Raw genomic sequence first — 21,839 nt, 5'->3', positions numbered from 1 at the left:
CTTCGCTTAAGAAAAAAAACTCTCTATACAAATTGATCACATTTAAACACTTAAACTATGAGTACTTTAAAATTAAAAGATGGAACGGAAATTTTTTACAAAGACCAAGGTGAAGGACCAACCTTGATGTTTCACCACGGATGGCCGCTATCATCAGATGACTGGGATGCGCAGGTTATTTTTTTCTTACAAAAAGGGTTTAGGGTTATAACTCACGACAGAAGAGGTCATGGCCGTTCGAGTCAGAATATTTACGGACACAATATTGAAACTTATGCAGCTGATGCCGCTGAGCTGGTTGAGCACCTGGATTTACAAGACGTTGTTCACATTGGCCATTCAACAGGTGGCGGCGAAGTTATCAGATATGTGAACAAATATGCCAATGGAAGGGCTAAAAAAGCGGTGCTGATTAGTGCAGTCCCGCCGATTATGGTGCAAAGTGACAGCAATCCTGATGGCGTACCCATCTCGGTTTTCGATGGTATAAGAGAGCAGACATTAAACAACAGACAGCAATTTTATATAGATTTGACGATTCCATTTTATGGCTATAACAGGCCAGGCGCCGATATTAAAGAAGGCGTACAACGTAACTGGTGGCGCCAGGGAATGATGGGTGGTATTGTTGCGCATTACGATGGGATAAAAGCCTTTTCTGAAACAGATTTTAGAGAAGATTTACAGGCCGTTGATATTCCTGTTCTGGTTTTACATGGTGAAGACGACCAGATTGTTCCTTATCAAAATGCCGGTGTAAAATCTGCAAAACTCTTAAAAAACGGAAAATTGATTACTTACCCTGGTTTTCCTCATGGAATGCCAACCACTGAAGCGGCAACAATTAATAAAGATATCCTTGAATTTATTCAGGCTTAACTGACGTTTTTGTGCCGATATCTAAAAAAGAAAAAGGGTTCGCTTCGAAAGATGCGAACCCGTTTTTTCCGGTTCTAGAATCATGTTATGTTATAAACTTGTACTGATTTGGCCATTTCCCAGGCTAATCTAATCCACCAACAATATTTAAGTTTCCGAGTTGTTCCTCCACATTTACGCTCATTGAATTTACTCTATCAGTGTGCATTGACATAAGTTCTTCTGCTTTTTCAACCATTTTTTTCGACCCTATAAAAATTGGAACCCGTTGATGTAGTTCAGTTGGATTGATGTCCAAAATTCGATCGAAGCCAGTTGATGCTTTACCACCGGCCTGCTCAATAATTAAGGCCATTGGGTTGCATTCGTACAAGAGCCTGAGTTTACCGTTTGGCGAACGCGATGTTGTTGGGTAAATATATATACCACCCTTTATCAAATTCCGGTGGATATCGCCAACCATAGACCCAATATATCTCGAAGTATATGGCCGTTTTGTGGCATCGTCTTCCACCTGGCAATATTTAATGTATTTTTTCACCCCATCAGGAAAATGCACGTAATTTCCTTCATTAATGGAATACATATAACCAACCTCCGGCATTTTCATTTCCGGGTGCGAAAGGCAAAATTCTCCGATAGATGGATCCAAGGTAAAGCCATTAACGCCTTTACCGGTTGTGTATACCAGCATTGTAGAGGAACCATAAATGATGTAGCCCGCCGCAACCTGTTGTGTGCCTTTTTGCAACACATCTTCTAAACTTGCCTTTCCTTCTACAGATTTTCTTCGGTAAATAGAGAATATCGTACCCACAGCAACGTTTACATCAGTATTAGAGGAGCCATCGAGCGGGTCGATACATACAATGTATTTTGCGTTCTGCGATACAGGCGATTCGATATGAATGATGTCATCTTCTTCTTCCGTGGCAACGATGCAACACTCACCACCACTTGTTAACGCGGCAATAAACTGTTCATTTGCATAAACATCGAGTTTTTTCTGTTCTTCACCCTGAATATTTGTGGTACCAACATCACCAAGAATGTCAACCAAACCTGCTTTGTTAACTTCTCGATTTACAATTTTTGCGGCTATCGCGATATCACGCAGCAATCTCGAAAGCTCGCCCTTTGCATATGGAAAATCTGCTTGTTTTTCTATAATAAATTGTCCTAATGTTTTTACGCCAAAAGTCATACTTAGTGTATTTTTTACATTATCTACCCGATAACTCTATTACCTCTAATGTATGAATATTTTCGTCAGTTATGCAAAAACGAATTAAGGTTCTAACCTTGTGCCATCCGTGTTTACCGGCAGCACCAGGGTTTATATGCAATAATTTTAGTTTTTCATCAAACATGACTTTCAAAATATGCGAGTGTCCTGTTATAAATAATTTAGGCGGCTTAGTGTAAATATCTGATTTTACTAAAGCTGAATACTTTCCCGGGTAACCCCCAATGTGAGTCATCAAAACATCCACTTCCTCGCAGCTAAATCGATTTTGTTCCGGAAACTCACTCCTTATGGCTATATCGTCTATATTTCCGAACACGCCTCGAAGCGGTTTAAAGGCTGCTAAGGGTGCCACTACATTGGGACCAAAATCTCCCGCATGCCAAATCTCATCACAACTTTCGAAATGTTTAAAAACACTTTCATCGAGAAAGCCATGCGTGTCAGAAATTAAACCTATTTTTTTCATTCCAATTGATAAATTTTAGCTTACAGGTTATTCATTTGCCGTAAAAATAGCTTTTAGATCAACCATTGCAAGCAACAAGAAAACATTAAAACTTCGCTCAGATTCTCCTTCAGCACAGAAAATTTATTGTATGATATTATCATTCCAGCTTGAGGAAAAAATCGCTTAGTAACAAGTTATAATCTTTAGTGTGGCATTTAAAAGACTCATAAATATAAAAGTGTCTTTCTATCAGATCTAACTTTTGCTTGCCCAGCGAAAGCATTACCCTAAATGGGGGCTTGCTTTCGTCTGAATGAATGTAAAGCCTTTCGGATAAAATCAATCCGATGTCCAATCCCATTTTCACAACCTTTTCTGCCTGCGCTAGCGGGAGAATTAACCACAAGCTTCCTGTTTCCGCCAATATCGACGCTGATTTACTAATCAATGTGCTGAAGAAGCTGTCGCTTGTGTGCCGGGCAATCCCCTTCCGGTCTTCCCCACTCCGCAAATCGTTTACAAAGAACGGCGGGTTAGAAACGATTAGGTCGAAAATCTTATCCGTTTGAAAATCTTCAAAAGCAGTGTTGTGAACGGTAATTTTACTGGCAAACTTCGAATTTCTGGAATTACTTGCGGCAGTTTCACTGGCCTGAAAATCAATTTCCACAGCATCAATTTCTGCTTCATTAAACCGTTGTGCAAGCATAAGGGCAATTACACCTGTACCTGTTCCGATGTCTAAAATATGTTTAGCCCGTTTGTTTGTGGCGGTAGCAGCGAGCAGCACACCGTCAGTATTAATCTTCATTGCACAACCAGCCTGGTTCACATCAAACTGTTTGAACTTAAATATCAGCTTGTCGTTACTCATTTATAAAGTCTAGTAAAAAAAAGTTTCCACATTACAAATTGAAAATAAAACACTGACAAACAGATACTTAAAAAACCGTTAGCTATCGCTACAAAGGCTGTTAATAACTTTAACAAACGTTTGTTTTAAAAAAAGCTGTACATGCCCTATGTTTGTTAAAGCAATTTGAATGAACCGCGTTCATACCGGACTTTGAGTTGTTAAAACAAACCATACTCGATCGGTATCTAAGTAGCCAACAACCAAATTGTTGGCTATTTTGTTTAGCCTCATTTTTCGTAAAGTTCCAATGGTAAGCCATCAGGATCCGTAAAGAATGTAAACCTCTTGCCTGTTATTTCGTCGACCCGAATGGCTTCGGTTTCAACACCTTCTTTGTTGAGATTTTGAATTTCCAGTTCGATATCATCCACCTCAAAAGCGAGGTGACGCAATCCTCTTGCCTCCGGTTGAGAAGGCCTTGCCGGTGGATTTTCAAAAGAAAAAAGTTCAATTTGATACAAATCATTTACAGCTAAATCTAACTTGTACGATTTCCGCTCTGAGCGGTAAATTTCATTCAATATTTTAAATCGTAATTTGTTTACATAAAACGCTTTAGATTTCTCGTAATCGGAACAAATAATTGCGATGTGATGGATGCGGTTAAACATTAATTAGTGATTTTGTTGGTGGTTAACGGTTCTAATATGGCAAAGTTGCATAAAATAGCCAAGGTTTCACCCCTGGAATCCGTCATTTTAAATTTCCCTATTCGGTTCCGGCGCCAGGAAAAAATTACATTATCCTCTCAAAATTCTGCTTTTCAGTTACCCATTCCTTCACGCATTAAATTAAAAAAACCTAAATTTGCAACTTCAAAAAAAAAGCATGATTCATTTCTTCAAAAGTCAATCCGATGCGGTTTTTGTTTTACAAACAGACCAATCCCTATCAGCAAATGATACTACCAAGTTAGAATGGTTATTCGGCGGTGCCAAAATACAAAATGAAACTGCCCTGAGCGGTTTTTTTGTTGGTCCACGAGCTGCCATGATTACGCCCTGGAGTACTAATGCTGTAGAAATTACCCAAAACATGGACATCCATGGCATCATTCGAATTGAAGAATTTAAGGAAGTTACAGCAGATTTTTCAGATTACGACCCAATGCTTTCACAGAAGTATGATGGTTTAACCCAGGAAATCTACACGATAAATATCAAACCAGAACCAATCCTGGAAATTTCGGACATTGCAGCTTATAACAAGCAGGAAGGCTTATCTTTAAGTGATGAGGAGGTTGATTATTTAAATGCCCTTGCAAACCGGCTAGAAAGACCTTTAACAGATTCAGAGGTTTTTGGTTTCTCTCAGGTAAATTCTGAACATTGCAGGCATAAAATTTTTAACGGCACCTTTGTAATCGATGGCGTAGAACAGCAAACTTCGCTGTTTAAGTTAATCAGGAAAACATCTGAGGCAAATCCGAATGATATCGTATCGGCTTATAAAGATAATGTTGCATTTATTAAAGGACCTGTAGTTCAGCAATTTGCACCAAAGCGTGCCGATGAGCCGGATTATTACGCAACAAGCGATTTTGAATCTGTTATTTCGCTCAAGGCAGAAACCCATAATTTCCCGACCACTGTAGAGCCTTTTAATGGCGCAGCAACAGGTTCGGGCGGCGAAATCAGAGATAGATTGGCTGGCGGACAAGGCTCTTTACCTCTAGCAGGAACTGCCGTTTATATGACGGCACTATCTCGTCTTGAAGAAGGACGTGAATGGGAAACGGGCGTTGAGGAAAGGAAATGGTTGTATCAAACGCCAATGGATATCCTCATTAAAGCATCAAACGGCGCTACAGACTTTGGAAATAAGTTCGGACAACCGCTTATTGCCGGTTCAGTTTTAACGTTTGAACATGAAGAAAACGATCGGAAACTAGGTTTCGACAAAGTGATTATGCTTGCCGGCGGTATAGGTTATGGCAAAGCAAGTCAGGCTAAAAAGCAAAAGCCGCAAGAAGGCGATAACATCGTGGTTCTTGGCGGCGAAAATTATAGGATTGGTATGGGCGGCGCCGCAGTTTCCTCTGCCGATACAGGCGAGCATGGCTCCGGAATTGAATTGAATGCAATTCAACGCTCTAACCCGGAGATGCAAAAGAGAGCGGCAAATGCGGTGCGGGGAATGGTAGAAAGCGATCATAATACCATCGTTTCTATTCACGATCATGGCGCTGGTGGCCATTTAAATTGCCTGTCAGAACTGGTTGAAGAAACAGGAGGCTTAATTGATCTCGATAAATTACCAGTGGGCGACCCTACCCTTTCTGCAAAAGAAATTATCGGAAACGAATCTCAGGAACGAATGGGATTGGTTATTGGCAACGAACATATCGAAACGCTACAAAAAATTGCAGATCGTGAACGCTCACCAATGTATACCGTTGGTAAGGTTACCGGCAACCACCGTTTTACTTTTCAATCTTCAACCAGCGGAATTAAACCGATGGATTTGGAACTGAAAGATATGTTCGGAAGTTCTCCAAAAGTAATTATGGAAGATAAAAAACTCGACAGAAAATACGAGGCTTTATCTTATCAAAAAGAAAAATTCGACGATTATTTACAACAGGTGCTACAACTGGAAGCAGTAGCATCAAAAGATTGGTTGACCAATAAAGTAGACCGTTGCGTGGGTGGCCGGGTTGCCAAACAACAAACCGCTGGTCCGCTGCAATTGCCATTAAACAACTGTGGCGTAATGGCTTTAGATTTTCAGGGTAAGGAAGGTATCGCTACTTCGGTTGGGCATGCACCGGTTTCAGCGCTGGTAGATCCTGCCGCCGGAAGTAGAATTGCCATCGCCGAATCGTTATCTAACATCGTTTGGGCACCACTTAAAGATGGTTTAAAAAGTGTTTCACTTTCTGCAAACTGGATGTGGGCTTGCAAAAACGAGGGTGAGGATGCGAGATTATACGAAGCGGTTAAGGCTTGTTCTGATTTCGCCATCGATTTAGGAATAAATATCCCAACGGGAAAAGATTCTTTATCGATGAAGCAAAAATATAAAGATGGCGACGTAATTGCGCCTGGCACGGTAATAATTTCTGCCGGCGGCAACTGCGATGATATTACGAAAGTGGTAGAACCTGTGCTTCAAAAAGATGGAGGCTCAATCTATTACATCAACCTTTCTAACGATAATTATAAGTTAGGTGGCTCATCATTTGCACAGGTTTTGAAAAAAATTGGCTCAGATACGCCAGATGTGAAAGATGCAGCTAAATTTAAAAATGCATTTAACACCGTTCAACAGCTTATAAAAGAAAGTAAAATTCAGGCAGGGCATGACATTGGTAGCGGTGGTTTGATTACAACATTACTGGAAATGTGTTTCGCCGACCAGGAATTAGGTGCAATTTTAGATTTATCCGTTCTGGGAGAGCGAGATAGCATTAAATTACTTTTTGCCGAAAACATTGCCCTGGTTTTTCAGGCTGATGAAAGTGTAGAAGCTACGCTTTCTGCGAACGCTGTAGAATTTTTTAAAATTGGAGAGGTGTCTTCGAAACCAACATTGCAGGTTGTAAATGCTGCTGATAGTTTCAGTTTTGATATTGAGCAATTACGCGATGTCTGGTTTAAAACATCGTACCTGCTGGATAAAAAACAAAGCGGAGCTGTTAAAGCAAAAGAACGTTTTGATAACTATAAAAACCAGCCTTTAAAGTACAGCTTTCCAACTCAGTTTGACGGAAAGAGACCGGCAATTGATAACACCAAAGCAAAACCAAAAGCTGCTGTTATTCGCGAAAAAGGCAGTAACTCTGAACGCGAACTTGCAAATGCAATGTTTCTTGCCGGCTTCGATGTTAAAGATGTGCACATGACGGATTTAATTTCGGGCAGGGAAACGCTCGAAGATATCCAGTTTATCGGAGCTGTTGGTGGCTTCTCAAACTCAGATGTTTTAGGTTCTGCAAAAGGTTGGGCCGGAGCATTTATGTATAATGAAAAGGCAAAAATTGCATTAGAAAAATTCTTTGCCCGTCCGGATACGCTTTCTGTAGGTGTGTGTAACGGGTGCCAATTGTTTGTTGAACTCGGTTTGATTAACAAAGAACATGAAGAAAAACCTAAAATGCTACATAACGAAAGTCATAAGCACGAGAGTATCTTCACTTCTTTAACGGTAGCCGAAAATAATTCTGTAATGCTGTCAACGTTAGCAGGAAGCACGTTGGGGGTTTGGGTTTCGCATGGCGAAGGTAGGTTTAGCCTGCCGTACGCTGAAGATAAGTATAGCATTGTAGCAAAATATGCTTACGAGAATTATCCTGCCAGTCCGAATGGCTCTGATTACAATACGGCGATGATGTGTGATGCAACCGGCCGCCATTTGGTGATGATGCCTCACATAGAGCGTTCCTTATTTCAGTGGCATTGGGCGAATTATCCAAAAGGACGCAAAGATGAAGTTTCCCCATGGATGGAAGCATTTGTAAATGCCAGAAAATGGGTTGAAAATCAATAGAATAAAAATGGATGATGCATTTAGCATCATCCATTTTTTTTGCTTCGTTATTTGCCATGAATTTCACGAAAATCATGTTCAATAAATCTCCGCAACTGAACAAAGAACGAGGTTAAAGTATTTATCATTCTGCTGCGCTACAAATTTGAGTGTGTCGATTTAATTTCATGTCTCTTAAACGCGCTCCCATCAAAGTATACCTTTACATTAAATTAAAATTAATTGGCATATTGTACCTTACCCTAACCGGAACGCCTTTGTTTTTTCCAGCTTTCCATAATGGCGATTTCTTGATTACTTTAACAGCTTCTTCATCGCAACCAAAACCAATTCCTTTTATAACCTGAACATCGGTTATAGAGCCGTCTTTTTCTACAACGAAGCTGATGAATACTTTGCCCTGAATATTCGCTTCCTGGGCCTGGTAAGGATACTTTAAATTACGCTCCATATATTTTGCCCAGGCCTTCATGCCACCGGTAAACTCAGGATATTCATCAACGCCGCCGGGAATATAAATATCGGTATCGGCCTTATTACCATCTCCTTCCTTACTCAAGCCCTCAGTATTTCCATTTCCAGTATTCGTATTCATCACCAAGTTGGGTTTAATTTCGCCGTCTTGTGTTTTATTGCTCACAACGGCGTTTTCAATCTCTTTTACCGTTGGTGGTTCTGGCAAATCAACCCTATCTACAACCACAACGTTTGATGGTACAGCAACTGTTTTAACTTTTACGGGCTCAGCCTTTTTGGGTTCCACTTTTTTTTCTGGCTCGGGTTTTTTCATGCTGTGAATAACATCATCGAGAACAATTGTCTTGGTTATAGGTGCCTGAGTAATTTCGGACGGGAACAGCTTATTGTAAGCCATCGGACTAACAAAAAATAAAACGAAGGCACTACTGGCAATCAGCAGCGATTTGGTTAAAATCGACGATGATTGCGACCTAAGCACATAGGCGCCGTAACTTTTGTTTCTGCCTGCAAATACAATATCGAGCCACTCGATCTTGTATACGTTAATTAATGAGTTGAACATAGTTTTGAGTTTATAGCATGATGCGATACCAACATCAATTCCATAAAAAATTAAAAAATCTCCATTTTTTATGAAAATTGAAAAATTTAATCTCGAAAACATTTTTTTATTTCATTTTCTATAAATTTTAATTATTTCACCGAAATGTTTCATAAAAATTAATAAAATATAGTATTTTTGACAAAAAACATAACAAATTAATGAAAAGCTTAAGAACCATCGCATTAAAAGAGGCTCAAAACAGAATTTCACCAGAAGTTAAATCACCATCAGCAAAAATTTCTGACTTTTTTGGCTCTAATGTATTTGATAAGAGAAAAATGAGAGATTTCTTATCTAAAGACGTGTATGAGAAATTAATATCATCCATCAACCAAGGTGAATTAATTAATACTGATGATGCCAACCAAATTGCAACAGCTATGAAAGCATGGGCAATGAGCGCAGGCGCAACGCATTATACACACTGGTTCCAGCCTTTAACAGGAACAACTGCAGAAAAGCACGATTCATTTTTTGAGCCAAGCGGCGACGGTGCAATCGAAAAATTTGCAGGCAGCGCATTGGTTCAACAAGAGCCAGATGCTTCTAGTTTCCCGAATGGTGGCATTCGTAATACTTTCGAAGCTCGTGGTTATACCGCGTGGGATCCTTCTTCGCCTGCATTTATAATGGAAAGCAAAGCAGGTAAAACACTTTGTATCCCTACAGTTTTCGTATCATATACAGGAGAAGCCCTGGATTATAAAGCACCATTGTTAAAAGCATTGGCTGCGCTTGATAAAGCTGCTGTTGATGTTTGTCAATATTTTGATAAAAGCATCACTAAAGTAAACGCTTCATTAGGTATCGAGCAGGAATATTTTCTGGTTGATGAATCCTTATTTAATGCTCGTCCGGATTTATTGTTAACTGGACGTACCTTATTCGGACATATGTCTGCCAAAGGCCAGCAATTAGAAGATCATTATTTCGGTTCTATTCCTGAACGTGTTTTCACTTACATGGTAGATTTTGAAAACGAAGCTTTAAAATTAGGTATTCCATTAAAAACCCGTCACAACGAGGTTGCTCCTTCTCAATTCGAGTGTGCGCCTATTTACGAAGAAATCAACCTGGCAATCGATCATAATCAATTATTAATGGATTTGATGGAAAAGGTTGCACGTCGTCATCATTTCCGTGTATTGCTACACGAGAAACCTTACGCAGGCATAAACGGTTCTGGAAAACACAATAACTGGTCGTTAATTACTGATACTGGTAAAAATTTATTAGCACCAGGCAAAACACCAAAAAATAACTTAATGTTCCTTGCTTTCTTTGTTAACACCATTAAAGCGGTTAGCGAACATGCCGACTTATTGCGAGCCAGTATTGCATCAGTAAGCAATGATCATCGTTTAGGTGCTAACGAGGCGCCGCCAGCAATCATTTCAATTTTCTTAGGCTCTCAGTTAAATGATGTATTAGACGAAATTGAGCACTCACGCATCAGCAAAAAAATTAAGGAAGACAATGCATTGTGGTTAGGTATTCCTAAAATTCCTCAAATTTTATTGGATAATACCGACCGTAACCGTACTTCTCCTTTCGCCTTTACAGGTAATAAATTTGAGTTAAGAGCGGTAGGTTCTTCAGCTAACTCATCTGCACCAATGACTATCCTGAACGCAATTATGGCCGAGCAGTTAGTTAAATTTAAAGCAGAAGTAGATAAACTGATTAAAAAAGGTGATAAAAAAGACATCGCTTTACTAACTGTAATCAAAAAATACATTAAAGAATCTAAATCAATTCGTTTCGAAGGCAACGGTTATAGTCAGGAGTGGGAAGATGAGGCAGCAGCACGCGGTTTATCAAACATTAAAACTACGCCTAAAGCTTTAGATGCTTATTTAACAGAAAAATCTGCAGATTTATTTAACACAACAGGTATCTACAGCAAACGTGAAATTCATGCCCGCCATGAAATTATGCTGGAAAACTTCTACAAAAAACTTCAGATTGAGGCTCGTGTAATGGGCGAAGTTGCAAATACTGCAATTATTCCTGCCGCAATCGCTTATCAGAATTCGTTAATTGCAAATGTTAAAGGCCTAAAAGAAATTGGCATTGAGAATAAAGTTTCTTTAGACATTGTTAAGAAAGTTTCTGAACACCTTGAAATTGTTAAGTCAAATATCGACGCGATGTTGGAAGAACGTAAAGTGACCAACAAAATTGAAGACACTCGTGAGAAAGCTATCGCTTATGATGAGAAAGTTAAAACGTATTTCGAAGTTATCCGTTACCATGCCGATAAATTAGAGCAAATCGTTGATGATAGCGTTTGGCCTTTACCAAAATTCAGAGAATTATTATTTTTGAAATAACATTTAAACCTTAAGGGTTGAATACAGGGCGTAAAGTGTAAACTTTACGCCCTTTTTTTTATCATGATTTAAGGATTCTACCTCTTGGATTTTGTTTGGCGCTCTGAAATATGAAATAGCCCCGAATCCCCAACGAGCTCAGTTGTCGCATATCTTTTAGCTTTCCAGATAGTCTTTTAACTTCCTTCGAAAACCTTTTACCTTTTACCTTTTACCTTTTACCTCTATTCACTATCTTTGCGCCAACATGAGTGATAACAGGTACAATCAACGTGGCGTTTCTGCCTCAAAGGAAGATGTGCACAATGCCATCCAAAACATCGACAAAGGAATTTTTCCAAAAGCATTCTGCAAAATAATTCCTGACATTCTGGGCGGTGATGAAGCATATTGCAACATCATGCACGCCGATGGTGCAGGTACAAAATCGTCTTTAGCTTATGTTTACTGGAAAGAAACTAACGATATTTCAGTTTGGAAAGGCATCGCACAAGATGCTATCATCATGAACATTGACGATTTAATCTGCGTTGGTGCAACAGACAATATACTGCTGTCATCAACCATCGGTCGTAATAAAAATCTTATTCCTGGTGAAGTAATTGCCGCAGTAATTAACGGCACCGAAGAAATTTTAACCGACTTACGCGAACAAGGAATTTCAATTTTTTCTACGGGTGGAGAAACTGCAGATGTTGGCGACCTTGTAAGAACCATAATCGTTGATTCGACGGTTACATGCCGTATGAAACGCTCAGACGTTATCAGTAACGATAACATCAAACCAGGGAATGTTATAGTAGGCCTGGCCTCATATGGAAAGGCAACTTACGAAACGGAATACAACGGTGGCATGGGCTCTAACGGACTCACATCTGCCCGTCATGATGTTTTTAATAAAAATGTGGCGAACAGTTTCCCGGAGAGTTTCGACCCGGCAGTCCCTCTCGATTTAGTTTTTTCTGGAAATAAAAGCCTTACTGATGAGATAGAAGTTGATGGTTTCGGCAAAATTACAGCTGGCAAATTGGTCTTATCGCCTACCCGCACTTATGCCCCGGTTATTAAAAAAATACTTGAGGCTCATCGCAATCAAATTGACGGTATTGTACATTGTAGTGGAGGTGCGCAAACTAAAGTGTTGCATTTTGTTAACGATGATGTCCACGTTATAAAAGATAATTTATTTCCTGTGCCACCCTTATTTGCGTTGATACAGGAAGAATCCGGAACAGATTGGAAAGAAATGTACAAGGTATTTAATATGGGCCATAGAATGGAGCTGTACGTGCCTGAAGAAATTGCTCAAAATATAATTGAGATTTCAAAAAGCTTCAATATTGATGCGCAAATTATTGGCCATGTAGAAAAGAGCGACAAAAAACAAGTTACAATAGAGAGCGAAAAAGGAACTTTCATATATAACTAGTTATGAGTTAAAATAAAAAAATCCTTACAGAGTTAATCTGTAAGGATTTTTTTATGCCCTTTCTACAAATTTGTGAAAAGTGCTTTCTTCGCCATCTGCTTTTTTATCCTGGTATAGGAAATCCAGCTTATTCTTATCAAACGTTTCAAAAAACGTATCCCAATCCGTTTCTTTCAAATCAGATTTACTATCACTGTGCTTAGGGAAGTGGATTCTTAAAAGACCTCCGCCGCCTTTCTCCGTATCTGCCACAACGGACGGTACGCCACCATGTTTTTCCGCCCATGCTTTTATTTCAGCATGGTCATGAGTTTGCTTTGAACTGCTCATCGAATTAGAATTTAGTTATTAAAAAAGATTGTCTAATTATATAATCGTTAAGAACAGAAAAGGTTTTAAGAAAATTTGAGGCACAAAAAAAGTCCCGATTTACATCGGGACTTTTTATTATTCTGACACTTCAGAATTAATTAAAGTTATAACGAACACCAAACTGCATATAGTAAGTTGATGAAATTGTTTGTGAAGTACCGAAAGTATCTCTTACAATGTCACCTTGTGCTGCAGCCAAAATAAATGTTGGTTTTGTTGTTCCGTTGATTTGCGCTGGATTTTGAGGTACCAAAATTGAAGCGTTATTCACGAAGTTTACGTTACCCCATTTACGGTTTAGCAAGTTACCTACGTTGAAAATATCAGCAGTGAACTCAAAACTATTTTTGGTTTTACCGAAGTTTTTAAACACTTGTTGTGTAATTCTTAAATCGAATTGATTTCTCCAAGGAGATTTTGCTGCATTACGCTCTGCATACTCACCTCTGTGTTTACTTAAATAAGGATCTTGAGAAATGTAAGCGTCAAAAATAGAAGCTTGTTCAGCAGCTGTATACGATCTTGGATATGCTCTTGTTGTAACCACACCAGCAGCGTTGGTAGAAGTTACCAAGTTTGTAGGAACAGCTACAAAGTTCATTTCCGAAGCGTCTCTTGGAATATAAATTAAATCGTTTCCGTTAACACCGTCTCTGTTATAATCAGCTCCATAAACGTAAGAATATCTACCTTGCTGAGAACCTTCATAAAATAATGAAATAGAGGTTGAAAGGTTTTTCAAATATTCTTTTCTATAAGAAATGTTTGCAATGATACGATCAGGGTTTAAGTTTTGAGAGTAACTTAAGGTTGGTGTATTTGGATTTGTAGACGTAGCCGGGATTGACCATAAGTTACCTAATTGATCTCCTGCTCCATCACCATAGTTACGTTGGTCAGAACGGGTGTAAGCAATCATTGCAGCAACACCGTTTGAGAACTGTTTTGTTAACTGTGCAGTTGCTTGCCAGTTATAACCACCCTTTGCATTAGTCATTTCAGTAACGTTTAAGGTAGAAGTTGCATTTGCTACTGGTAATCCAGCAGAGTTGATGTCAACTACTTGTCTTCCGGCAACTGAATTTGGATATAAAGGTCTGTTATCCGGGAAACCCGCGATATTAGTTACAGTTGGGTCAACTAAGTTGATGTTTCTGGCAACAGCTACATTTAAATCTTTACCGTAAATACCTTCTAACGTTCCCACGATACCGAATGGCAATTTAACATCAAATGCTAAACTTGATTTCCATGTTTGAGGAAACTTTAAATCAGGAGACATTACACTAATTGTTCCCGGGATACTTGTACCTGCAGCTGGTTTAGTTGCTGTAAGTAAGTTTGGCGCAATGCTTGGATTAAATGATGGAACAGTTCCGCCGTTAGCGCTAGAATAAGTTTGTAAATACTGTAATAAACCAGCATCACTAGATTGTGAAACGATCCACACAAATGGCACGCGACCAGTAAAAATACCCGATCCACCGCGAACTTGTAACGAACGATCTCCGTTTACATCCCAGTTAAAACCAAACCTTGGAGAATAAGAAATTCTATTCTCTGGCAATACGCCAGTATCCACTTTTCTACCTTCTGCAAATGTTTGTGCAGCTACTAGTGGATGTGTTAAAATACCCGGTGAGTTAGGATAGGTTGCTTGTTCGAAACGGATACCCGCGGTTAACTTCAAACGATCAGTTACGGTAAACTCATCCTGTAAATATGCTGAATACTGAGCAAATTTAAAACTTGGAAAAGCTTGAGAACCATCAGCAGTTAAAGGATAAGTAACTGAATATTGTAATGGTTTTAAATTATTTTTGAAATCATCCCATGATCTGAAAGTGTAAAAACCAGTTCCGAAACGTTGGAATCCATTGGTTGTTGTACTTAACTCAGCCTGCAAGCCTAAAGTAATGTTGTGTTTACCTAATGCTAAACTTAAATCATCACTATAAGTGTAACCTTTAACATCTCTCAGGTTACCATAAGTGAATGGCTCATAACCGAAAGTAGTTAGTACGTTACCAGCATTTGCAGAAGTTGCAGTCTGTGTACCATCTAATATATCAACTAACGGAAATGGTGCACTATCAGAATTTCTTGGGTCATTCTGGTGTGAATAGGTAACACGGGCTACGTTAGTAACCTTACTGCCAAAGCTCGAGTTTAACTCGGCTACTGCAGAGTATAAGTTAGCGGCCTGGTAATAGTTAGAATTGAAGAAAGGCAAACCAGCATTATTAGCTGTTCCAGATCTTGAGTTGTTGTAAGCTAAAGTACCGGTTACACCAGAGTTAGTTACAGAAGTACTTGCCGATGAAGGGCTTTGACTTTCTACCTGGTTGTAACGAACGCTGAAACGGTGGTTTTTAGAAATATTCCAGTCTAAACGAGCAAACATTTTCTCGTTATCGCTAACATTTGAATAGCCCTGGTAAGGACCAGTAGCGTATCCATAATTGTTTAATAAATACGAAGAGATTTCGTTTAAAAGAGATGCAGGTGCTTGAACAACAGTATTTGGCGAACCTGGTGCACCATAAGTTAAGCCCGGAGTTGAAGCAATTCTAGTAGTTCCTGGCTGAATGGTGTGTTTCTTCTCGTAATTAACAAAAAAGAACAATTTATCTTTGATGATTGGACCACCTAAACTGAAGCCGTAATTTTTTTCATCTAATTTTTGAATTGCACTCGCAGGAATTCTATAAGTTTCGCCAATTCTTTTACCTTGATTTTCTTCGCCACGCATAGTATAAAATGCGTTACCTTGAAAAGTGTTAGTACCAGAACGTGTTACTGCACTAACAGAACCGCCAGTAAAACCTGTTTGACGAACATCGTATGGAGTAACATTGATTGAGATTTGCTCTAACGCATCGATTGAAATTGGAGAACCGCCGGCAGGGATGTTCTGGCCAATACCAAATTGGTTGTTAAAGTTAGCGCCATCCACTGTAAAGTTATTCGAACGGTAATTACCACCACCGATAGATTGACCATTAGCTTGCGGAGTTAAACGGGTTAAATCGTTTACGCTACGTGTAATGGTTGGTAACGATTGAATTTGTTGTCTGGCAATTACGGTAGAAGTTCCGTTTTTGTTTGAATTTAAAATACTGTTAGCACTTTGACCAACAATTTTTACTTCTGATAAAGTTGAGCTGTTGTCTATTAAAGTAACGTTAACAACATAAGGCTCACCTATTTTTAAATAAACATCAGTTAATTTTGACGGTTTAAAACCAACAAAACTCACTTCAATGGTGTAAGGACCACCAACCCGCATTGCACCAATTGTAAAACGACCATCGTTGTTCGTAGATACGGTGTAAACTGTTCCGGTAGGTGTGTGCGTTGCTTTAATGCTCGCACCAGGAAGCGTTCCTTTGTCATCCTTAATGGTTCCTGTCATAGACGATGTAGTAACCTGCGCATTAACACTAAAGGTAAGGCCTACAACAGCCACAATAACAAGTACTAATCTTAAAAGTAAAGATTTCTTCATACTTTGATTTTTAAATTTGTTTTTTGTTTGAATAATAAATCGGGAAAGATTTTATGGCGCAAATGTACTTATTAATTTTTAACACATTTTAACATCCAATGTTAAATAATTATTAAATCGGGCAAAACTTTTCAACAATTAACATCCAATTAATGGCCTTAACTTTCAGTTTATCAACAGCTTGACAGTTTCTATAAATTTTCAGCAAAAAACGCTCATTTCGCCTGTAAATAATTCATATAAAAACGTAAGAATTTAAAAAATTCAAAAATTTACAGCGCAAAATCCTCTGGTTTTGGGTTATCTCACATCATCTTATGGCTTAATCAATAATAAAATACTTTACTAATTACCATTCCTAACAGACTTCATAATATTTAAAATCTGCGCTGATTGTAATTTTTGGCATTTTTACATTGTATCTTAATAATCACCAACCCAATTAACATTTTTTTTTTAGTTTTGGGGATTATAAAAACGCAAGTTTTAAAAAGTAATGCAGAGATATAATATCGATGCGAGGAAAATCTGATAACAGAGCCTTCTCCTCCCCGGAGATTACAGAAACAAATAATAAAAGAAATCTCTTTAATATAGATATGAACTACGACGTTATTGTTTTAGGCAGCGGCCCAGGTGGCTATGTAGCTGCAATCAGAGCTTCACAATTAGGACTTAAAGTTGCAATTGTAGAGCGTGAATCATTAGGTGGTATTTGTTTAAACTGGGGTTGTATCCCTACAAAAGCGCTTTTAAAGAGTGCTCAGGTTTTCGAATATATTAATCATGCAGCTGATTACGGAATTACAACTGCAGGCGCAACAGCCGATTTTGCTGCTGTTGTAAAACGTAGCCGTGGCGTTGCCGATGGCATGAGTAAAGGCGTTCAGTTTTTAATGAAGAAAAATAAAATTGACGTAATAATGGGCATCGGCAAATTAAAGCCGGGCAACAAGCTGGAGGTTAAGGGTGCTGATGGTTCTCAAAAAGAATTAACTGCAAAAAACATCATTATTGCAACTGGCGCCCGCTCAAGGGAGCTGCCTAATTTGAAGCAAGATGGTAAAAAAATAATTGGCTACCGCCAGGCAATGGTATTGCCAGAATTACCAAAAAGTATGGTTGTTGTAGGCTCAGGCGCCATTGGTGTCGAGTTTGCATACTTCTACGCTACAATGGGAACTAAGGTAACTATTGTAGAATTTATGGAAAATGTTGTTCCGGTAGAAGATGAAGATGTTTCGAAACAATTGTTGCGCAGCTTAAAGAAAGTTGGCATCGACGTCATGACTTCAGCATCGGTTGAGGCCGTTGATACAAGTGGCGCCGGCTGCAAAGTATCTGTAAAAACTGCTTCAGGTATGCAAACTATCGAGGCTGATATCGTGCTTTCTGCTGCAGGCATTGTAGCAAACATCGAAAACATCGGTTTGGAAGAAACTGGCATCAAAACTGAAAAAGGTAAAATTGTTACAGATGAATTTTACAATACATCGGTAAAAGGATATTATGCAATTGGTGATGTAGTGGGCGGACAAGCACTGGCACACGTAGCGTCTGCCGAAGGCATTATCTGCGTGGAAAAAATTGCCGGTCAGCATGTTGAACCGTTAGATTATAACAACATTCCGGGATGTACTTATTGCACACCAGAAATTGCTTCTGTAGGTTACACTGAAAAAGCAGCAAAAGCAGCTGGTTACGAATTAAAAATTGGTAAGTTTCCGTTCTCTGCATCAGGAAAAGCGAGTGCTGCCGGTGCAAAAGATGGTTTTGTTAAACTAATTTTCGATGCTAAATATGGCGAATTATTAGGTGCGCACATGATCGGAACAAATGTTACGGAAATGATTGCTGAAATTGTAGTAGCACGCAAGTTAGAAACAACCGGACATGAAATGATTAAATCTGTTCACCCGCACCCAACAATGAGCGAAGCCATTATGGAGGCCGCGGCCGATGCTTACGGTGAAGTGATACATTTATAAGATAAAGGGTTTATCATTAGGCCAAAGTTAAAACGAAGACCTAAAATAAACACGCCATCATTTACAAAACCCTTTAGTTAATTCTAAAGGGTTTTCTTATTTTTATCCGATTTCAACGTATAATTCTAACTAACTTAACACCTCTGCTGCGTAATATTCAATACGCAATACAGCTACTCAAAAACAGATACTAAATATTAAGAAATGAAACTTCACACCATAAATACAGGCTTTTTTAAACTTGACGGCGGTGCAATGTTTGGCGTTGTTCCAAAAGCGATTTGGCAAAAAACTAATCCGGCTGATGCCAACAACCTTTGTACCTGGGCCATGCGGTGTCTTTTAATTGAAGATGGAAACAAACTTACTTTGGTAGATACGGGAATTGGCAACAAACAGAACGAGAAATTTTTCAGTCATTATTATTTGCATGGCGATGATACAATCGCTAAATCGCTGTCGAACCTGGGTTTCAGCACCTCCGATATTACCGATGTATTTCTTACGCATTTGCATTTCGATCATGTTGGTGGCGCAGTAGTCAGAGATGGCGAACAACTCATTCCCGCTTTTAAAAATGCAACATACTGGAGTAATAAAAAGCACTGGAAATGGGCAGTAGAACCAAATGCCCGGGAAAAGGCCTCATTTTTAAAAGAAAATATATTACCAATTGAAGAAAGCGGACAGCTAAAATTCATTGAAGAAAAAGAGAACATCGAGTGGCAGGAAAACATTAACATCAGCTTCGCTTATGGGCATACAGACGCGATGATGCTGCCCAAAATAAATTATAAAGGAAAAACCATTGTTTACATGGCTGATTTGCTCCCATCTGTAGGTCATTTACCACTCCCCTATGTCATGGCTTATGATATGTTTCCGTTAACAACATTGACGGAAAAAGAGGCTTTTCTGGAAGAAGCAGTAGATAATAATTACATTTTGTACCTAGAACACGATCCAATTAATGAATGTTGCACTTTGCAACGGACCGAGAAAGGCATACGCGTTGCGGAAACATTTAGCTTAAGCGCAATTTAATGTTACGCAGAGCAACTCCGGAAGACGCTAAAGCCATTGCGCCGCTGATTATTCAGGCGATGGGAAAACTGGCGAATAAATTTAGCCGCACCAGCAATAGCACAGAAACACTGGCACTTTTCGAACAAGTTATAGCCGGGCGTAATAACCAGTATAGTTATGAGAACATTCTGGTTTTTGAAGAAAACGGTGAAATTTTAGGCTCGTTAAATGCTTATGATGGCGGGAGGCTTGGCGAGTTAAGGAAAAATTTTGTTGCCTATCTTCAAGCTAATAGCGATGATCAGAGTCTGCCGACAGAAGCGGAAACTGAACCGGGAGAATTTTACCTTGACACGATTAGTGTCGCTCCGGCGGCGCAAGGAAAAGGCATTGGCAAACAGCTAATTGATGGCGGAATTAAATGGGCTTCGGAACTTGGAATTGATAAAGCAGGCCTTTTAGTTGAAGTTGGAAACAAAAAGGCGCTAGAACTCTATCAAAAGAAAGAATTCAAAGTTCAAAATAAGAAAGAATTCCTTGGCGAATTGTTTTATCATATGATATACCAAATCTCCCGGCGGTAGCGTAAAGCGCCTTAAATAAATTATTTACACTTTTATTTGTATTTAATCTAAATAATAGCAATTTTTGCAGTCGATGGACAAAGCATGTGTAGATATTAACGAACTGATTAACGTATTCTCAAATACTCAGGGTTCTATTTACCAATCTGATAAGCTTAATTGCTTCTACGTAGATTTCGGCGGAAAGTTTGCCCGTTACAATTGTATCTCTTTACAAAAGCTAAAAAAAGTTGTTGAAGGCATCGATATCGACGCCTTGCTTTTAAATACCAAAAGAGCAGATTTTGAACTGGTAACTTTTAATGGCTGCGACCACATCTATTTACTAAGTGCGCTAGAAATTATCGCTTTAAAAGATTTGCTTCAAGGTACCTTTACGATGTTTAAACTTAACCACATGGTTAACGATTGTTTGAATAGATTGGTGGTTTAGTAATTTCTCAAATTTTTTTGGCAACACGAGTTTAGCACTCCCCTTCCTTTATTTAAACTCATTACAAAAACTTGCTTCAGAGCAATTTAGACTAATTTCATATTGTAAATATTCCACACAATATGCTTAATAAGGTGTTACATTTGTATCATTAGTTAAGCAAAAGAAATTATGAAAGATTTAATGCGTATAAAAAGTTTGATATCACAGGATATTGAAACACTTTTAAATCAGCAGATTAAGAAAGAGGCTCACTCTTCATCATTATATTTATCAATGTCATCCTGGTGCGACCAAAATGGTTTCGATTTTTCAGCAGATTATTTTGCAAAACAATCTGAAGAAGAAAGAGTACATCAGTTAAAGTTGTTTAAGTATGTTCTTGATATGGGCGGAAACGCGATATCTCCAGAAGTTATGGGCATCAAAACGGAATTTGCCGGTTTTAGAGAAGTTTTTGAGGATGCACTGGAAGCAGAAATTGCAATTACGCAAAGCTTTAAAAACATTTACGCAAGGTGCCAGAAAGAACAGGATTTTGTTACCATGGAATTTTTAAATTGGTTCTTGAAAGAGCAACGTGAAGAAGAATACAAGGCTCGCCGGGCACTAGAGTTATTTGAAGTAATTGGTGAAGAAGGCACAGGAAGATGGGAAATCGACAAACATGTTAATAAAATCTCCTATTCAGAACAATAATTTAGCAATATATATATTTAAAAAGCTACCTTGATTAAAATTAAGGTAGCTTTTTTTGTTTAATCTATTCCGAAAGTTAGTGCATCGCGACTTCGGCTTTCAAGAAATGCTTAAGCATTAAATTAATCTTCATCCTATGATGGATTAAAGTTAGTTCTAGTCAGACAAAACATCCCACTTTTATAATTTCATTCCATTTAAATAAAAAAAGCTTCCTGTTAGGGAAGCTTTTGGTTTAGTTTGTTTGGTTTATGTTGATATTAATGTTGTGTTTAAAAGTCTTATAAAAAAAGCGCCGTTACCAGCGCTTTTTTTAAACCAAATATATAATAATAATTAACGAGCATTACAAATGTACAAACTTATTTGATATTTACAATAATAATTTAAAAAAAATGAATAA

16 protein-coding genes are annotated in these 21,839 nt (G+C 38.5%); 9 read left to right on the top strand and 7 right to left on the bottom strand.

Translation table 11 applies throughout. The features are described 5' to 3' along the window. Positions 1-57: 57 nt before the first annotated feature. Positions 58-879: an alpha/beta fold hydrolase gene (locus tag ASG14_RS16130; RefSeq protein WP_056872111.1), complete on the top strand. Its 822-nt coding sequence runs from the start codon at positions 58-60 to the stop codon at positions 877-879. A 124-nt stretch (positions 880-1,003) separates the two neighbouring features. Here ASG14_RS16130 and fbp read toward each other — a convergent pair whose 3' ends face one another. From fbp to ASG14_RS16110, 4 genes are all read right to left on the bottom strand, one after another. Next, positions 1,004-2,083 (bottom strand): class 1 fructose-bisphosphatase, encoded by a 1,080-nt coding sequence (fbp, locus tag ASG14_RS16125; protein ID WP_056872110.1) that lies wholly within the window; start codon positions 2,081-2,083, stop codon positions 1,004-1,006. A 19-nt stretch (positions 2,084-2,102) separates the two neighbouring features. After that, complete coding sequence (locus ASG14_RS16120) at positions 2,103-2,594, bottom strand: metallophosphoesterase (protein WP_056872109.1); 492 nt, start codon at positions 2,592-2,594, stop codon at positions 2,103-2,105. A gap of 139 nt (positions 2,595-2,733) precedes the next feature. Then, positions 2,734-3,450, bottom strand: a complete 717-nt coding sequence (locus ASG14_RS16115) for a tRNA1(Val) (adenine(37)-N6)-methyltransferase (protein WP_056872108.1) — start codon at positions 3,448-3,450, stop codon at positions 2,734-2,736. Between the two features lie 269 nt (positions 3,451-3,719). Next, positions 3,720-4,103 (bottom strand): VOC family protein, encoded by a 384-nt coding sequence (locus ASG14_RS16110; RefSeq protein ID WP_056872107.1) that lies wholly within the window; start codon positions 4,101-4,103, stop codon positions 3,720-3,722. 217 nt (positions 4,104-4,320) lie between these two features. On the opposite strand from ASG14_RS16110, the gene purL reads away from it, so the two are divergent. Further along, positions 4,321-7,980, top strand: a complete 3,660-nt coding sequence (gene purL, locus ASG14_RS16105; RefSeq protein ID WP_056872106.1) for a phosphoribosylformylglycinamidine synthase — start codon at positions 4,321-4,323, stop codon at positions 7,978-7,980. Between the two features lie 202 nt (positions 7,981-8,182). On the opposite strand, the gene ASG14_RS16100 is transcribed toward purL, so the two are convergent. Further along, positions 8,183-9,022 carry an energy transducer TonB gene (locus ASG14_RS16100; RefSeq protein WP_162238748.1) on the bottom strand — a complete coding sequence of 280 codons (840 nt, stop codon included), beginning with the start codon at positions 9,020-9,022 and terminating at the stop codon, positions 8,183-8,185. Positions 9,023-9,222: 200 nt separating this feature from the next. Here ASG14_RS16100 and ASG14_RS16095 point away from each other — a divergent pair, with 200 nt between their 5' ends. Both ASG14_RS16095 and ASG14_RS16090 read left to right on the top strand, forming a co-directional pair. Then, positions 9,223-11,397 carry a glutamine synthetase III gene (locus ASG14_RS16095; protein ID WP_056872104.1) on the top strand — a complete coding sequence of 725 codons (2,175 nt, stop codon included), beginning with the start codon at positions 9,223-9,225 and terminating at the stop codon, positions 11,395-11,397. Between the two features lie 247 nt (positions 11,398-11,644). Continuing rightward, on the top strand, positions 11,645-12,826 hold the full coding sequence (locus ASG14_RS16090) for an AIR synthase-related protein (RefSeq protein ID WP_056872103.1): 1,182 nt from the start codon (positions 11,645-11,647) through the stop codon (positions 12,824-12,826). Between the two features lie 51 nt (positions 12,827-12,877). On the opposite strand, the gene ASG14_RS16085 is transcribed toward ASG14_RS16090, so the two are convergent. Next, positions 12,878-13,156 (bottom strand): hypothetical protein, encoded by a 279-nt coding sequence (locus tag ASG14_RS16085; protein ID WP_056872102.1) that lies wholly within the window; start codon positions 13,154-13,156, stop codon positions 12,878-12,880. A gap of 136 nt (positions 13,157-13,292) precedes the next feature. Then, the gene (locus ASG14_RS16080; RefSeq protein ID WP_056872101.1) at positions 13,293-16,706 is read right to left on the bottom strand and encodes a TonB-dependent receptor; all 3,414 of its coding nucleotides are present in this window, start codon (positions 16,704-16,706) and stop codon (positions 13,293-13,295) included. Positions 16,707-17,305: 599 nt separating this feature from the next. Between ASG14_RS16080 and lpdA the strand changes: the two genes are divergently transcribed. From lpdA to ASG14_RS16055, 5 genes are all read left to right on the top strand, one after another. Next, positions 17,306-18,694, top strand: coding sequence for a dihydrolipoyl dehydrogenase (gene lpdA / locus ASG14_RS16075; RefSeq protein ID WP_056872270.1), 1,389 nt, complete (start codon positions 17,306-17,308; stop codon positions 18,692-18,694). Between the two features lie 204 nt (positions 18,695-18,898). Then, positions 18,899-19,738: an MBL fold metallo-hydrolase gene (locus ASG14_RS16070; RefSeq protein WP_056872100.1), complete on the top strand. Its 840-nt coding sequence runs from the start codon at positions 18,899-18,901 to the stop codon at positions 19,736-19,738. Beyond that, a complete protein-coding gene (locus tag ASG14_RS16065; RefSeq protein ID WP_056872099.1) occupies positions 19,738-20,304 on the top strand; it encodes a GNAT family N-acetyltransferase in 567 nt (188 codons plus the stop codon). The genes ASG14_RS16070 and ASG14_RS16065 overlap by 1 nt, the downstream gene beginning before the upstream one ends. A gap of 73 nt (positions 20,305-20,377) precedes the next feature. Further along, positions 20,378-20,737 carry a hypothetical protein gene (locus ASG14_RS16060; RefSeq protein ID WP_056872098.1) on the top strand — a complete coding sequence of 120 codons (360 nt, stop codon included), beginning with the start codon at positions 20,378-20,380 and terminating at the stop codon, positions 20,735-20,737. Between the two features lie 171 nt (positions 20,738-20,908). Further along, a complete protein-coding gene (locus ASG14_RS16055) occupies positions 20,909-21,436 on the top strand; it encodes a ferritin (protein ID WP_056872097.1) in 528 nt (175 codons plus the stop codon). The last annotated feature ends 403 nt before the right edge of the window (positions 21,437-21,839 follow it).

Source organism: Pedobacter sp. Leaf194 (genome assembly GCF_001423945.1).
GTDB lineage: Bacteria > Bacteroidota > Bacteroidia > Sphingobacteriales > Sphingobacteriaceae > Pedobacter.
The sequence above is the reverse complement of the archived record's forward strand: the minus strand, read 5'-3'. Positions and strand labels throughout refer to the sequence as shown.

What these genes read in the sequence shown, in the direction of transcription:
- ASG14_RS16060 (WP_056872098.1), top strand. Translation starts at nt 20,378, where the DNA reads ATGGACAAAGCATGTGTAGATATTAACGAACTGATTAACGTATTCTCA.
- ASG14_RS16090 (WP_056872103.1), top strand. Translation starts at nt 11,645, where the DNA reads ATGAGTGATAACAGGTACAATCAACGTGGCGTTTCTGCCTCAAAGGAA.
- ASG14_RS16085 (WP_056872102.1), bottom strand. Translation starts at nt 13,156, where the DNA reads ATGAGCAGTTCAAAGCAAACTCATGACCATGCTGAAATAAAAGCATGG.
- ASG14_RS16130 (WP_056872111.1), top strand. Translation starts at nt 58, where the DNA reads ATGAGTACTTTAAAATTAAAAGATGGAACGGAAATTTTTTACAAAGAC.
- ASG14_RS16070 (WP_056872100.1), top strand. Translation starts at nt 18,899, where the DNA reads ATGAAACTTCACACCATAAATACAGGCTTTTTTAAACTTGACGGCGGT.
- fbp (WP_056872110.1), bottom strand. Translation starts at nt 2,083, where the DNA reads ATGACTTTTGGCGTAAAAACATTAGGACAATTTATTATAGAAAAACAA.
- ASG14_RS16055 (WP_056872097.1), top strand. Translation starts at nt 20,909, where the DNA reads ATGAAAGATTTAATGCGTATAAAAAGTTTGATATCACAGGATATTGAA.
- ASG14_RS16065 (WP_056872099.1), top strand. Translation starts at nt 19,738, where the DNA reads ATGTTACGCAGAGCAACTCCGGAAGACGCTAAAGCCATTGCGCCGCTG.
- ASG14_RS16080 (WP_056872101.1), bottom strand. Translation starts at nt 16,706, where the DNA reads ATGAAGAAATCTTTACTTTTAAGATTAGTACTTGTTATTGTGGCTGTT.
- lpdA (WP_056872270.1), top strand. Translation starts at nt 17,306, where the DNA reads ATGAACTACGACGTTATTGTTTTAGGCAGCGGCCCAGGTGGCTATGTA.
- ASG14_RS16120 (WP_056872109.1), bottom strand. Translation starts at nt 2,594, where the DNA reads ATGAAAAAAATAGGTTTAATTTCTGACACGCATGGCTTTCTCGATGAA.
- purL (WP_056872106.1), top strand. Translation starts at nt 4,321, where the DNA reads ATGATTCATTTCTTCAAAAGTCAATCCGATGCGGTTTTTGTTTTACAA.
- ASG14_RS16115 (WP_056872108.1), bottom strand. Translation starts at nt 3,450, where the DNA reads ATGAGTAACGACAAGCTGATATTTAAGTTCAAACAGTTTGATGTGAAC.
- ASG14_RS16095 (WP_056872104.1), top strand. Translation starts at nt 9,223, where the DNA reads ATGAAAAGCTTAAGAACCATCGCATTAAAAGAGGCTCAAAACAGAATT.
- ASG14_RS16110 (WP_056872107.1), bottom strand. Translation starts at nt 4,103, where the DNA reads ATGTTTAACCGCATCCATCACATCGCAATTATTTGTTCCGATTACGAG.
- ASG14_RS16100 (WP_162238748.1), bottom strand. Translation starts at nt 9,022, where the DNA reads ATGTTCAACTCATTAATTAACGTATACAAGATCGAGTGGCTCGATATT.